This is a genomic window from Bacillus sp. BD59S, assembly GCF_007363175.1.
GTDB classification, from domain to species: Bacteria; Bacillota; Bacilli; order Bacillales; family Bacillaceae_G; genus Bacillus_A; species Bacillus_A pacificus.
In genome coordinates, this window is sequence record NZ_CP034686.1 from 3,322,826 (window position 1) to 3,337,253 (window position 14,428).

Consider the following 14,428-nt stretch of genomic DNA (forward strand, 5'->3'; position numbering starts at 1 on the left):
CATCTTGTTTCTTATTCTTATGTAACTTATAATAAAAAATAGAGATTATGACGGACGCATCAATAATGTAAGCTTGGAAATCCAAGCTTACATTATTTTTTGCTTTCCCTTTTCTAATAAAAAGAGTATACTAGATTAGAACGTATGTTCTTAATGATTACATACAGTAAGGAGATAGAACAATGGTATACGACACAAAAGCAATTTCTTGGAACGAGTCTTTAAAACAACTTCAACGCCGCTATACAAACAAACAAGTTGACCGAAAAGAATTTGAGGATATTGAACTGATGGAATTCTTCCGCGATAACGACTACATTTCTTTACCTACACATATAAGCGGCCTATCAACAGCACGTTTTACTTCTTACTCTATTTTCACAACTGAAGATAAAGATCGTAAAGTTGGCACATTAATCATTGAATATGTAGAAGATGATAATAATAATTTATGTGTGGAACAACTATACTTTGTTTAAATGATAACGCTTGGTCAAAATGACCAAGCGTTCTTGCTTTCTATGAATCCCACTGTTTATAATATGAATAAAAGAAAACCGCAATCATTAAGGGGGGATACACTTGCTCGAAGGATGGTTCAGTTGGTTTATTGTGCTATGGACTGTTATTTTATTAGGACTTATGTCAATCGGTGGATATTTTATGTTCAGAAAATTTTTAAAACGATTACCAAAAGAAGATGGTATGTCCATTTTAGATTGGGAAGAGCACTATATTAATAAAACGAGACATTTATGGGATGACGAACAAAAACAATTGTTAGAAGAGCTCGTAAGTCCTGTTCCAGAACTATTTCGCGATGTTGCTAAATCTAAAATTGCTGGCAAAATCGGAGAGCTTGCATTACAAGAAAAAGCCTCTCAAATTACACAAGATTTAATTATTAAAGGGTATATTATCGCTACACCGAAACGTGATCATAAATTTTTAGTAAAAAAACTACAAGAAAAAGAGATTGATTATTCAAATTATAAAACTTTATTAGCAAAATAATCTTCATTTTTCAAACACTTTAACCGCAAGACTAAACAATTTATACGTTGCGATTGGAACAAAAAATCATTAATAATATCAATAAAAAAAACAGCGTCTTTGACGCTGTTTTTTCTGTACAGATATATACTTCACGTTAATTTCATATCTTTTTCATTATAAAAACCATCTTCTTTTTCCATTTCCTTCTGTAATTTCGTAAAGGAACGGTACATCGCAATTCTCCATGACACAATCATCGCAAATGCCAGTAAGAAGAACATACCACTAAGTTGTCCTAAATCAAGAGATTGGCTTAAGTATGTTTTAAATACAATCCGCACGACAAGTAATCCAATTAATATAAAAACAAATGCTTTGGAACGCTTCAAATAAATCTCTTGTCCTCTAATTTCAAATTTAGATGTTTTAATAAGAAAGATAGAGAAAAACAAACCGACTCCAATTGCTTCTAACATTTCTGCTGGAGTTAATCGAAATTCAGGAAAAACATACATCAATGCTCCCGTACTCATAAAAAATGGTGGAAGTATAATTTTTTTCAATGTTGCAGGTTTCTTAGCTGCTTTCAAGCGGATAAACATCGCACCAACGGCCATACAAACAGCAACGATACTGGATAAAACAACTATGTTCATATTTTCTCATCCTTTTTTGTGGCTATATGCAAAATATACTTTCATTATATGCTTTTCCGTTAGTATTTCCAACATTTTCACAGAATAATACTAAAAACCAGTAAAACCACCAAATAAACTTGAGAAATATACAATAATCTTTGTCATCCAGTTAAAGTATAAGAAGACACCCATGATAATCATAACGTATCCCCCAATTTTCATGAACTTCATACTATTTCTTTTAATCCAAGACATTTTCGTAATAAAGAATGATAGTACGAAAAACGGGATAGCGAATCCAAGTATGTATGCAATCATATAAATCATTGCAGACTCTGGGTTCGTTGCTGCTAATCCAATTACCGATACTAAAATAGGTCCAGTACAAGGAGTCCATCCTGCGGCAAACGCCAATCCAATTAATACGGATCCAAAATAACCACTCGGACGATTCTTAAATGTAAATTTACGGTCTTGCATTAAAAACTTCGGCTTAAATACACCGATAATAATTAAACCGAACACGATGATAAATATACCACCTAACTGTCTAATTAAATCTTTATAATTCGTAAAAATGCCCCCGATAAAGCTTGTACCAAATCCAATTGCAATAAATATAATTGAAAATCCAAGTAAGAAAAACGCTGTATGTATCATACTTCTTTTGCGAAGCATTGCATTTTCTTCTTTCAACTCAGAAACCGACATACCTGTTATGTACGATAAAAATGCCGGATAAAGCGGTAAGCAACATGGGGAAATAAATGATAAAAACCCAGCGCCAAACGCTAAAAAAATACTAATATCTTGCATTATTCCACTCCTCTCCTTACATATTGTAGCAAAAACATATAAAAATACTATGAACAATTCGTGAAATCACTTTTCCAACGTGATAATAAGAAAAACTATCCTTTCACACTTTTTCTAAAAAAACGTTTTCATTCCCTTCTATTATATAGAAAAATCTCAATTAAACTACAAAACCTCTCTAATGTTATTAACATAATAAAGGTAATATAGTTTCTCAAATGATTAGCATGTTATTCATACGTCTATATACGTATTGATTAAAAAATATTTTTTTCAAATGCTGTCTTTATACAGTACAAACCTGATTTTACAATACTTCTATTATTACTAATTTCAAGATTATGCATAAATATCATACTTTTATTATTATTCTATAAAATGTCACACTTTTCTTTTATTTGACCCTTCATTTTTAATTTTGTATACTTCCCTCTAGTTATATATGTCCGTTACGGAACAATTTCATATAGATGGGAGGAATTTTTCATGCTTCGTTATTCTCTTTTAGTTTTATTAGGAGCGTGTAGTTATGGGATTTTAGCTATTTTCGTTAAACTTGCATATGCAGAAGGATTTTCACTTGGAGAGGTAATTGGCAGCCAATATTTGTTCGGTTGGATTATTTTGCTTGCTATTACACTTCTATTTTCTAGACATCATGTTCCATTAAAACAAGCATTAATTTTATTCGTTGCAGGCACATCTGCAAGTTTCACTGGAATTTTTTATTATGCTTCATTAAAAACTGTACCAGCATCTATCGCCATTATACTTTTATTCCAGTTCGTTTGGGTCGGAATTATTATTGAAGCAGTCGCAACAAAAACTTTACCTTCAAGAGAAAAAGTTATTTCTGTTATTTTCTTACTTGCAGGTACATTTTTATCAAGTGGTTTACTAGAAAAATCAGCAGGTGATTTCGATACGACTGGAATCATATTAGGTTTATTATCTGCTGTTACATTTGCAACATACATTTTCGTGAGCGGAAAAGTTGCTGTTGAAGTACCTTCATTACCACGCGGTGTTCTTTTAATGGCTGGTGCTTTAACTTTAGTAATGATCGTATTCCCTCCAACATTTATTTTTAACGGTGCAATTTCTGAAGGACTTTGGAAATACGGTTTAGGTTTAGGAACATTCAGTATCGTCATTCCTTCTATCGCCTTTACAATTGGTATTCCAAAGATTGGTTCTGGCTTAGCAACTATTCTTGGCGCTGCGGAACTACCTGTTACAACAATTATGTCTGTATTCATTTTAAAAGAAGCTGTACTATCTTCACAATGGTTCGGTGTATCACTTATTTTAATCGGGATTGCAATCCCGCAAATTGCTTATACAATGCGTGGACGTTATCGTAAACATCATACACACAAAAAATTGGCAGCATAAACGAGAGAGGATTTTCATTTGAGAATCCTCTCTTTTAATATTGTATACTTAATGTAAATACTTTATTTAAGAAAGAAGGCATTATAAGTGGCAGCAAATCTAGAGCAATTAACTGAGACGCTAATTTCTATTCTTCGAAATTTACATGAGCATCCAGAACTATCATACGAAGAATTTGAAACGACGAAAGCTATAAAGAATTGGTTGGAAGAGAAAAACATTACGATTATAAATTCTAATTTAAAAACAGGCGTTATTGCTGAAATTTCAGGGAATCGTAACGGACCACTTATAGCAATCCGTGCTGATATTGATGCCCTACCTATTCAAGAAGAAACAAATTTGCCGTACGCTTCAAAAATTCACGGTAAAATGCACGCTTGTGGACATGATTTTCATACAGCTGCTATTATAGGTGCCGCTTATTTATTAAAGGAAAAAGAGTCTTCTCTTAGCGGAACTGTACGCTTTATATTCCAGCCGGCTGAAGAAAGTAGTAATGGTGCTTGCAAAGTCATCGAAGCCGGGCATCTACATGGTGTGCAAGCTATTTTCGGTATGCATAATAAACCTGATTTACCAGTAGGTACAATCGGTATTAAAGATGGTCCACTGATGGCCGGAGTTGATCGATTTGAAATTGAAATTCACGGAGTTGGTACACATGCAGCTGTACCAGATGCTGGGGTAGACCCTATTGTCGCGTCCTCTCAAATTGTTATGGCACTCCAAACAATTGTAAGCCGAAATATAAGTTCTTCACATAATGCCGTCGTTAGTGTCACAAACATCCATTCAGGAAATACGTGGAATGTTATTCCTGAAAAAGCAACGTTGGAAGGAACTGTACGTACATTCCAAACGGAAACACGTGAAAAGATTCCCGCACTCATGAAACGTATTATTCAAGGAGTTTCTGATGCATTAGGTGTAAAAACAGAATTTCGTTTTTATGCAGGTCCTCCTGCTGTTCATAACGATACCTCTCTAACAAACTTATCGACTCAAGTTGCAGAAACAATGAATTTAAATATCATCTCCCCTACCCCTTCAATGGCCGGAGAAGATTTTTCTTTTTATCAACAAGAAATACCTGGTTCATTCGTCTTTATGGGAACGAGTGGTACACATGAATGGCATCATCCAAGCTTTACAGTAGATGAGCGAGCGTTACCTATAAGTGCAGAATACTTCGCTTTGTTAGCTGAAAAAGCACTTAAACACTTTTCCTAAAAAAGGAGCCGTTAAGAAATGCTTAACGGCTCCTTTTTTAAGTTAAATCACGTTTTAAAAATACTGTATAGGAAATGATTAAAAATACAAATAAATACAGTAATAACATACATGATGCAAACGGGAATGTTACTCCATCAATAAAACTTCCATTCTTTGCAATACTGTATAAATCTGTGTTTGCTGGCAATAAATATTTTGCCCAATCATATCTAGTTGCTGCTAGTAATGCGATGTTTCCTGATAAAGCAAGAAATAGTGAAATACCAATCGCGCCTCCGCTAGATCTTGTTAGCACAGAAATCATAAATGCAAACGCTGCGTACACAATCGTCGGCAACCACGATAAAATATAATACTTACTAGCTTCTACAAAAATATTTTGTTTTATAATATTTCCATCTTGGAAAATAAACTCGCTCCATGCAGGCTGCTGGAATTTATAAATAACAAGCCCACATAAAATGGAAAAAATCATATTAAATATAAACAATAACGCTGCAAATATGACAATTGCTAAAAATTTAGCTGTCAAAATTTTAAAGCGACTCGCTGGTCGTATTGTTAAAAATTTATATGTTCCCCAGCTATATTCATTCGCAAAAATTGTACTTGCATACACGAGGATAAACGGAAGTAATATTGGAAATACGATAAAGCCTGTATCTCTCATGAAAGAAAGTGGAGAACTACTTGCCGGTGCTGTATCTGTATCTAAATGCTTCATCTTAAGCTGATATTCCTTTACAAGCTCATCCCCAGATCGTTCCGCTAAAATTGCTTCTTTTTCCATGCCTAGCTTTTTCTCAATTTCTACAGTTCGTTCTGTATAATCAGCTTTCCATCCTTTTGTTTCCGGCTCCAAATACTTTACAGTAACCCATCCTAATCCGATTATTAATACTGCAATAACTGCAAATGGAATAATCGTTCGCTTTCGCTTAAATATTTTATACAATTCGTTATACACTAAATTAAACAATATCTTTTCCCCCTGTTAATTCTAAAAATTGCTCTTCTAACGTTTTTCTTTCTTCATATACACGATACACTTGAATGTTTTTCTCAAGCAATGTACGAATAACATTTGGGATTTCTTCATCTTTTACATGAATAAGTAAATCATTACCTTTTATTAAAACATCTTGGTCTAACATTTCTGCCGCTTTATTCGCATCATCTACGCGTATACGGATTGTCTCCATCTCTTCACTTTGATTATGCTGAATATTTTGCGTCGCGACATATTCTCCGTGCTGAATAATGATAACTCTATCACACATTAATTCAACTTCTGAAAGTAAGTGACTAGATACAAGAACAGCTTTTCCTTGTTCATGTGCAATTTTCTTTATGTACATTCTCATTTCATGTATTCCACTAGGATCTAATCCATTCGTTGGTTCGTCTAATATTAATACATCTGGATCATGAATAAGCGCTTGAGCAATTCCTAAACGTTGTCTCATGCCGAGTGAATATGCTTTTACTTTGCGGTCAATTACTTGTCCCATTCCTAACAATTTCACTACTTCATCGATACGTTCTTCTGTCACGTTCCCATTCATGCGTCCGAAATATGTTAAATTTTCATAGCCACTCAAGAAAGGATAAAATTCCGGTGTCTCAATTACTGCTCCAATTTTCGAAGCAGTACTTTCAAATTGTTGTTTTACAGATTGACCATCAATCCAAACTTCGCCCTCTGTCATACGAATCATGCCGACCATCATTCTCATTAAAGTCGTTTTTCCAGCGCCATTTGGTCCGAGCAAACCAACTACTTCACCCTTTTTAACTTCAAAACTAATATTTTCTACAAGTGTCTTTGAACCGATTCGCTTCGTTAACCGCTCGACCTTTACAATTGATTGTTCATTTGTCATTCTATACAACCTTTCCTTCCCATTCTTTGTCAGGTCTTTACACTGTAACATGATTATTTTTCTGTGTAAAATGAACACTCCCCCACTTAGCAAAGCTTGAAGTGGGGGTTTCTAACGTTTCGACCTAACGGACGATTAACGTCAGGGGAGTTAACACATTAGCGAGCTGTTTCACGCCTAACCCCTCTATCCCATTTGTCCTTGCATTTGGGATTACTTTTCGTAAAATGTTAGCCGCAGCACTTACATCTGCATGAATTAAAGTTTTATTTGCTGAACGATATATGCCGCGCTTTATTCGTTTTCCTGAAAAAGTTGTATTTTGGTCATTTTCTCCATACGTTGGAATGAAGTCGTTATCCAGAAAACTTGCTTTCGATGTATATGATTCTTCAGTTACAACAACTTGAATACCTACAGCATTTGCTTTGTATGTAATCATTTGAATCAGTAAATTATGCGGGATATGACAAAACGATTGGTTATTTCTTTTTCCCATATTCGTTTCTTGTTTCCACCTTTTGTTTTGACCAATAACGATTTTACAAACTTCTTCTTCTTGAGCTAGTTTTACGATATGGTGACTAACTTTATGGAAGACGTCTTTTATTTTCAAGTAACGTTTTTGATGAAGTTTTTCTATCCTTTTAGAAGTAAAAGGTCCTTCATTCGTTTGTTTTCCATTTCTAAGAATGCTTGTAAAATGACTCTTCATTTTGTTGTAATATTGATTTATGCTTTTGACATGTTTGCCCTTAACAAGGACAGGTTTCATACCTGTGTTTGTTACGATGGTTGCAAGGTTATCAATCCCTAAATCAATACTCATATAACGAGCATTCTCTTCAATCATTTGTTGTTCAGAAAGAACATCAATTACCAATTCCACTACATATTCATTGTATTTTGGAATCACACGAACTTGTTTCAGTTTACCTTCAGTGAAACCTAGTTTCCCAATATTTAATTGCAATTTCGTCTTTGGAAACTTTAAAAATCTACCGTTTTTAATGATGCAATCTTGGTTTGTATACAGAATCTCTTTTTCAGAAGAACGAATATACTTTGGAATCCTAGGCATTCCAGCATATTTGTTTGGATTCTTTTTATAGTCTTTTAAACTAGCAAAAAAGAACGTACGTTTCTGTTTTTCTTGAAAATAAAATATTTCTTTTGATTCACCTCACCACCTTCATTTACGTTTAGGGGTGGGAGTCCTCTCGAAAGGCATTTCAAGAAAAAGGCATGATTTCTCATGCCTTTTTCTTGAAATGAAACGAATTTTTATCTTGTAAACTTTGAACAAATCGAAAACATTGCACCATCGATAATAGAAGGATAACGATCATAATTATACTAACTACTACTATTGCATATATTGTAATCGGTGCACTATCTATCCCTTGTATTCCTGCTATTTTCATACAGATAATCGTAAACAATTTTAAAAATAACATCCCATTAACTAACCCAAAAACAAACGCTACTCCATAAATAAATAATTGCTCCTGACATAATAAACATAGTACATCATTTCTCTTCCCATTCTCTGCTACATAAGACTTCATTTCTTCTTTCCTCACTTGCAGAAGAGAATACGTCATTTTATATGTAATAAACATACATATGAAAATGACTACGATAAACAACATGTAAAAACACATTTGAAATAAAAGTGTAGTCCCTAATTTCCCAACAACTACTTCATTAAATTGTAGCGATATCATAAAAAACAAAATCATAGTACTCATAGCAATCCACATAAATTGCTTCATCCTTTTGGTAGCAAATGTTCTTATATTTTTTCTCGCTAACCGACATAAAGACATAAAATTCTTCCCCTACCTTATTACATACGCATTCTATACTACTAGTGTATAAAAATATGACATTTTAAACATCGCACTACAATCGGAATTTCCTCTAAGTCTTTAGTCCTAGAAAACAAAAATGAACATGTTTATCTCTTTAGTATAGAACTAAAAAAAGAACACTAAAGCGGAAAGGCAATTATATTGCCTTTCCGCTTTAGTGTTTAATGAGGTGTACTTTTTAACAACTTAATTAATCTCATCCTCAACTTCTATTCTTTTCTTCTCTCTTGCAATTTTTAAAAACTCTAAAAGCTCTGGATTGCTATTCATTTTTTTGTAAGCTACTGACATTTCTGCAACAAAATTAGAATCATATAGCTCCTTATATACAACTTCTGTTTTATATAATTTATTTGCCGATACAGGTATGACTGTAATTCCAATCCCAGCTGCTACAAGTCCCATAACTGTTTGATACTCCGTTGCTTCTTGCACAATACGCGGGCTAAATCCAACTTCTCTACAAAGAGATAATATTGTATCATACAAAGCTGGCCATACTGGTCTCGTAATAAATACAAACGGTTCATCCCGTAAATCTTCTATATGTATTTCATCTTTTTCTGCAAGTGGATGAGCCTTCGGTAAACATAAAGTACACGATAGTTTTTGAATTGGCTCTAATTCTAATAATTGTGTTGGGATTGGTGGACGCAAAAATCCAATATCAATACGATTATCATGAAGTGCATGCACTTGATCTGGAGTAGATAATTCATGTAATGCAACAGACACCCTCGGAAATTTCTTTCTATACTCCCTTACGATAGATGGTAAAATATCATATATCGCCGCACCTACAAAACCAATTGAAAGTGAGCCCACTTCTCCCCTTTGGGCACTTTGTGCAATCTCTACCGCTTTTTCAATTTGTTCGAACGCTTTTTTTACTTCTTTCAAAAACATTTCTCCAGCTTCTGTTAATTCAACCTTTCTCTTCGTTCTTGAAAATAACATAACTCCCATTTCTTTTTCTAATTGCTGAATTTGTTGACTAAGCGGTGGTTGTGTCATTTGTAAACGAGCAGCCGCTCGTCCAAAGTGTAACTCCTCTGCCACTACAACAAAATATTGCAAATGCCGTAATTCCATTTTGGACACCCTTTTCCATTTCAATTAATACGTCTAATATATTAATAACATATAATTTATATATTAGACAAATTTTTCGAATGAACGTATAGTAGAAATTGTTAATTCTTTTTTACAATTTTTATGTAAAAAAAGAAAGAGGTGGTTACTGTATGAAATGGTGGAAATTAAGCGGACAAATTTTACTATTATTTTGTTTCGCTTGGACAGGTGAATGGATTGCAAAACAGGCACACCTCCCAGTTCCAGGAAGTATTATCGGTATTTTTTTATTATTAATCTCATTAAAATTTAACCTAGTGAAAAAAGAGTGGATACAGGACGGTGCAGACTTTTTATTAAAAGAACTTATTTTATTTTTTATTCCTTCTGCAGTCGCTGTCATACGCTACAAAGATACACTATCACAATATGGAATCGATCTCATTTTAATTATTATGATTAGTACACTTTGTGTCACTCTCGTTACAGGACTCTTAACAGAATTGCTACTAAAGCGGAAAGGATCCGTGCAATGATCGGCTTTCTTTGTTTACTATTAACACTATTCACATATTGGATATCGAAGAAAATGTATCAACGCTGGAATTGGAGCTTACTTTCTCCTCTTCTCGTCTGCCCTATTATTTTAATCGCTTTATTACTCGGACTAGACACATCTTATGAAACGTATGAAACTGGAGGCCACTGGTTAACAGAATTATTAAAACCTGCAACAGTTGCTTTTGCATGGCCAATCTATAAATACTTTGATTTACTTAAGAAACATGGAATGGCTATTTTACTTAATGTCATTGTCGGTTCGTTTCTATCAGTTATTACTTCAGCACTACTAGCAAATTATTTTCAAATTGATTCATCGTTAGAACATAGTTTAGCACCTCATATTGTAACGACGCCAATTGCAATGGCCATTTCAGAAATGATTGGTGGTATGTCACAATTAACAGCAGTATTTGTTGTTTTAACTGCGTTAACAGGAGCATTGCTCGGACCTTCTCTTATTCGTATATGCCGTATTAAAACAGCAATTGCAAAAGGTATTATGTTAGGAACGAGCGCAAATGGAACTGGCACATCAAAAGCTTTCGAAATCGGTCCTGTAGAAGGAACGATTGCAAGTTTATCTATGCTTTTAACTGCAGGAGCTAGTTTAGTTATCGTTCCGCTTTTCTTATCGTGGATACATTGAAAAAGCAAGTGTTTACACACTCGCTTTTTTATTTATGTATTTGTTTAAAATCTCATAATTCTCCGGGAAAGATAACGTTAATTCCTTCATTTCATCTATCCTCTTCCAAGCAATTTCATGTATTAACTCATCAGGATCTTGGATTTTCATACTACCACCTATTTTTTTTACGACATAATAATGAACGTATACAGGAACCCCATATGTAATACCTTCTTTTTCGTATATTTTACTTACAACTTCCACATTGTAACCTGTTTCTTCCCAAACTTCTCGGATACAACATTCCTCTAGTGTTTCTCCTTTTTCAAGTCCTCCACTTGGGACGGACCACCTTTTTTCTTCACCCTTTTGTCCTTGCAATACCATTAAAACTTCATTTCTTTCATTTACACATACTGCTGCACAACCTATCCATCTTTCCATATACACCCCTCCCCTACTACTATTCGGTTCCTTTTTCCTTTTCTCCTTGAAAAAAGAGGAAAAAAGGAAAACGATGACGAAAATTTACATCAACTTCATAGGCAGTTCCTTCTTAGAAATTAAAAGCGGAAGGATGAAAGCATGATTTCTAAATATGTTGTGGAGTGTGTCTTTTGCGAAAAAAACCGAAAACCTCGTCAGGCTATCGTCACAGTTCCAGCTACTACTCAGCTACTAGCTATTGAAAAAGTGCGTGCAGAATGTAAACGTCGTTTCGGAAAAGCTTTATTATTACAAACTGAAATTAAAGAAGAAATAATTTTTGAACCAAAAGAAAGCTGACCATAAATTGGTCAGCTTTCATATCCGATCATATTTTCACATGAAGATTAGGGGCATCCTCTTTAAGGATCGGGATTTTCCCATTATGTACGTTCCATAATGGTCATCGAACAATATATTTCTACACAATTAAATATTGAATAGAATAGGGCAAAACTTGTTCGCATTTTTAGAAAAGGGATAGGGATATAATTCAAGTAGTACTTCGAATACTCGAACTTTACACTCATTATATTAAAGCAAATCCTTTTATATGGGAAATATGAATTACTTACATAATTCATTCGTAAAACATATTAGTTTGCTATATTATTTTCACTCCATTAATAACATACATCCAACTAGAACTGGTGTCATAATCATTGAAAACTTTAAAAGCATCCTAGACGGATGCTTTTCTACATTAATACTATGTACTTAATCTTGATTAATTAAAATAACCGCGGGGCCAGCGACTACTACTCCAGCTACTTCGATTTTTTCAAATTCCTTTACTGTAATAGATATAACGCCTTCTCTTTCCATCAATTCTTTACTCAGGACATCAGTCGGTATAGCTTTCACCGTCTTACCTCCTTTTCATTTATACAATATGCAAAAAATAACTTAACGCATCTATATATATGCATCACCTCCGCTTTCATTCCTTATTCCACTCAATAGACTTCCCTCCCTGCCATAACATATTGAAAAATAAAAAAGCACTCGCAAACGCGAATGCCCTTCATTATTTACTCTCTATTACTTTTAACATTCTATTAATAAATGCTGCCGATTCTCCACGCGTTGCAGAACCTTTCGGCATAAATTCATTATTTTCATTTCCTTTTACAATGCCTAATCCATAAACACGTTGTACAGCTTGTTTATCATATGCTAAATCTTGATCTGAGAATGGTAACGAAACTAATTTACCTGTAATCTTTTTATATTGCAGTGCACGGTCAATCATGATAACAGCTTCATCTCGTTTAATCGTATCGTTTGGAGCAAATATACCATTTCCTCTACCACTTATTATCCCGGCACTTGCTGCACGATTAATACCATCTATTAGTGATGGATGTGCTGTATTTAAGTCACTAAAATTCGATGACCCTTCAGGTAACTGCAATGATCTTGATATTAAATTTGCAAATTCACCACGTGTTACGAGACGCTCTGGCCAATAAGAACCTTTTCCATCTCCAACCATAATGCCCCGCTTATCTAATTCACGAATGTCTGCTTCGTACCAACCACCCGTTATATCATCTTTATGGTTCGCATCATAATACATTTTTGTTCCTTGTAAGAATGGTTCCCACCCATTATTTTTAATCATAATAGCCGGACAAATCTTCCCGCTCCAAAATTGATGCTTCTTCACATTTTCTAAAGGGATATTTAATTCCCCCATTAAATAAGCTGCTAGTTTACGAGCATTTTCAACAGCTTTATTATAATCACCATCTTCGTTTACAGCAATTTCAATCGCAATTGATTCTCGATTCCCAGTTCCTTCTGCTCCATCCCCAGCATGCCAAGCATTTTCGTTTAATGGAAGGTGTTGATAAATCTCTTTATCGTCTACCGTAAAGTGCCACGACGCTGAACGATCTTCCGTTCCCGTTGCTTGGTTATATAAATATATCGCATGGTTTCTAGCATTTGCCCCAACACTATAATTATCTGTCTCATGAATCGTAATATACTTCGGGTTCATCGCGTAACCTGGACGAATATTTTCATTTCCTTTTGGTACAATCATTTCTTTTAAAGGGACACCATAAATATCCGTTGTTTTCTCTTCTATTGGTGTAGCATACATAGCTGCTGCACGTTTTGTACGTGTTGGTGCTGCGTCTTGTATAAGCGAAGCTTTTGTTCCTTCAAATTTTGCTGAAGGTGAATGAATCCATTTTATCTCATTATTTATTTTTACTTGGAACCATTCTCCCGCCTGTCCAATTGCTTGAATAGTTTGCGGCTCCAGTACATTTTCTTCTTTGTATGAAGTAAATGGTTCAGAATAAGTAGAGCTTTCTTCATTAATAACTAACTTTTCACTTAATAATGGGTGAATTTCTTTAACCTCTACATTTCCATCACTATTTTGTATCCATCCCGTTCCCGATGAAGTTCGAACATAGTAAGCGTTTCCTTTTCTCTTCTCAGCCTTTACGACTTGATTCGAAATACGAACCCCTGTCTCTTTTTGAAAATTACTAGAATCATATAAAGGTACTTCTCTCACTATATGTACAAGAAACTCACCTTGCACTTCATTTCTTACTCCTTTATCTTCCCCTCGACCATCTTCATCTTTCATATGGTTTTCAATACTTTTTAAAGCTTGTTTATCAGATGAAACTGTAGCAGTTTTTTCAAGCTCATTAGCATAGGAATAATTTGGAATCGTTACCATACTAAATACAATTGATGCAGCTAAAACATTATAAAATCCTTTTTTCATCATAATACTTAACACGCATATCATTAAATTCGTGTTAAAATTCCCCTCCTCAACCAAAATATAGATTATCTACTAAACTATTA

Annotated in this window: 16 protein-coding genes and 2 pseudogenes; 7 read left to right on the top strand and 11 right to left on the bottom strand. The window is 34.2% G+C overall.

Annotated features, from left to right (window positions below; translation table 11 throughout):
- Window positions 1–182: 182 nt before the first annotated feature.
- Both EKQ63_RS19265 and EKQ63_RS19270 read left to right on the top strand, forming a co-directional pair.
- Window positions 183–479 (top strand): hypothetical protein, encoded by a 297-nt coding sequence (locus EKQ63_RS19265; RefSeq protein WP_000262403.1) that lies wholly within the window; start codon window positions 183–185, stop codon window positions 477–479.
- Window positions 480–582: 103 nt separating this feature from the next.
- Window positions 583–1,014: a DUF2621 domain-containing protein gene (locus tag EKQ63_RS19270; RefSeq protein ID WP_000889382.1), complete on the top strand. Its 432-nt coding sequence runs from the start codon at window positions 583–585 to the stop codon at window positions 1,012–1,014.
- Between the two features lie 131 nt (window positions 1,015–1,145).
- Here EKQ63_RS19270 and EKQ63_RS19275 read toward each other — a convergent pair whose 3' ends face one another.
- From EKQ63_RS19275 to EKQ63_RS30745, 3 genes and pseudogenes are all read right to left on the bottom strand, one after another.
- Window positions 1,146–1,652 (bottom strand): CcdC family protein, encoded by a 507-nt coding sequence (locus EKQ63_RS19275; RefSeq protein WP_001028639.1) that lies wholly within the window; start codon window positions 1,650–1,652, stop codon window positions 1,146–1,148.
- A 90-nt stretch (window positions 1,653–1,742) separates the two neighbouring features.
- Entirely contained in the window at window positions 1,743–2,450 is a 708-nt protein-coding gene (gene ccdA, locus EKQ63_RS19280; RefSeq protein WP_087954585.1) for a cytochrome c-type biogenesis protein CcdA, read from the bottom strand.
- Window positions 2,451–2,466: 16 nt separating this feature from the next.
- A pseudogene (locus EKQ63_RS30745) lies at window positions 2,467–2,610 on the bottom strand (peptidase T).
- A 326-nt stretch (window positions 2,611–2,936) separates the two neighbouring features.
- Between EKQ63_RS30745 and EKQ63_RS19290 the strand changes: the two are divergent.
- Window positions 2,937–3,845: an EamA family transporter gene (locus tag EKQ63_RS19290; RefSeq protein ID WP_143881421.1), complete on the top strand. Its 909-nt coding sequence runs from the start codon at window positions 2,937–2,939 to the stop codon at window positions 3,843–3,845.
- 87 nt (window positions 3,846–3,932) lie between these two features.
- Window positions 3,933–5,078 carry a M20 peptidase aminoacylase family protein gene (locus EKQ63_RS19295; RefSeq protein ID WP_087954583.1) on the top strand — a complete coding sequence of 382 codons (1,146 nt, stop codon included), beginning with the start codon at window positions 3,933–3,935 and terminating at the stop codon, window positions 5,076–5,078.
- A 37-nt stretch (window positions 5,079–5,115) separates the two neighbouring features.
- Here the strand turns inward: EKQ63_RS19295 and EKQ63_RS19300 are convergent, their stop codons facing one another.
- The 5 genes and pseudogenes from EKQ63_RS19300 to alsR all read right to left on the bottom strand — a co-directional run bounded on the left by EKQ63_RS19300 (window position 5,116) and on the right by alsR (window position 9,930).
- Entirely contained in the window at window positions 5,116–6,060 is a 945-nt protein-coding gene (locus EKQ63_RS19300) for an ABC transporter permease (RefSeq protein ID WP_046198981.1), read from the bottom strand.
- Window positions 6,053–6,964, bottom strand: a complete 912-nt coding sequence (locus tag EKQ63_RS19305) for an ABC transporter ATP-binding protein (protein WP_000180642.1) — start codon at window positions 6,962–6,964, stop codon at window positions 6,053–6,055. Before EKQ63_RS19305 ends, EKQ63_RS19300 begins: the two co-directional genes overlap by 8 nt.
- 124 nt (window positions 6,965–7,088) lie before the next feature.
- Window positions 7,089–8,096 (bottom strand): annotated as a pseudogene (locus tag EKQ63_RS19310) (RNA-guided endonuclease InsQ/TnpB family protein); the annotation flags it as partial.
- A gap of 121 nt (window positions 8,097–8,217) precedes the next feature.
- Window positions 8,218–8,793: an FtsX-like permease family protein gene (locus tag EKQ63_RS19315; RefSeq protein WP_087954581.1), complete on the bottom strand. Its 576-nt coding sequence runs from the start codon at window positions 8,791–8,793 to the stop codon at window positions 8,218–8,220.
- A 231-nt stretch (window positions 8,794–9,024) separates the two neighbouring features.
- Window positions 9,025–9,930 (bottom strand): acetoin biosynthesis transcriptional regulator AlsR, encoded by a 906-nt coding sequence (gene alsR / locus EKQ63_RS19320; RefSeq protein ID WP_000423226.1) that lies wholly within the window; start codon window positions 9,928–9,930, stop codon window positions 9,025–9,027.
- A 152-nt stretch (window positions 9,931–10,082) separates the two neighbouring features.
- On the opposite strand from alsR, the gene EKQ63_RS19325 reads away from it, so the two are divergent.
- Window positions 10,083–10,448, top strand: coding sequence for a CidA/LrgA family holin-like protein (locus EKQ63_RS19325; RefSeq protein WP_000872364.1), 366 nt, complete (start codon window positions 10,083–10,085; stop codon window positions 10,446–10,448).
- Entirely contained in the window at window positions 10,445–11,122 is a 678-nt protein-coding gene (locus tag EKQ63_RS19330) for an LrgB family protein (protein ID WP_000578958.1), read from the top strand. Before EKQ63_RS19325 ends, EKQ63_RS19330 begins: the two co-directional genes overlap by 4 nt.
- Before the next feature lie 12 nt (window positions 11,123–11,134).
- On the opposite strand, the gene EKQ63_RS19335 is transcribed toward EKQ63_RS19330, so the two are convergent.
- Window positions 11,135–11,548, bottom strand: a complete 414-nt coding sequence (locus EKQ63_RS19335; protein WP_143881422.1) for an NUDIX hydrolase — start codon at window positions 11,546–11,548, stop codon at window positions 11,135–11,137.
- A 141-nt stretch (window positions 11,549–11,689) separates the two neighbouring features.
- Between EKQ63_RS19335 and EKQ63_RS19340 the strand changes: the two genes are divergently transcribed.
- On the top strand, window positions 11,690–11,890 hold the full coding sequence (locus tag EKQ63_RS19340) for a DUF3903 domain-containing protein (protein WP_087954580.1): 201 nt from the start codon (window positions 11,690–11,692) through the stop codon (window positions 11,888–11,890).
- 417 nt (window positions 11,891–12,307) lie between these two features.
- On the opposite strand, the gene EKQ63_RS19345 is transcribed toward EKQ63_RS19340, so the two are convergent.
- Together EKQ63_RS19345 and EKQ63_RS19350 are read right to left on the bottom strand one after the other, a co-directional pair.
- The gene (locus EKQ63_RS19345) at window positions 12,308–12,454 is read right to left on the bottom strand and encodes a BC1881 family protein (RefSeq protein WP_000644411.1); all 147 of its coding nucleotides are present in this window, start codon (window positions 12,452–12,454) and stop codon (window positions 12,308–12,310) included.
- Between the two features lie 163 nt (window positions 12,455–12,617).
- The gene (locus EKQ63_RS19350) at window positions 12,618–14,345 is read right to left on the bottom strand and encodes an S-layer homology domain-containing protein (protein ID WP_087994744.1); all 1,728 of its coding nucleotides are present in this window, start codon (window positions 14,343–14,345) and stop codon (window positions 12,618–12,620) included.
- Window positions 14,346–14,428 lie beyond the last annotated feature (83 nt).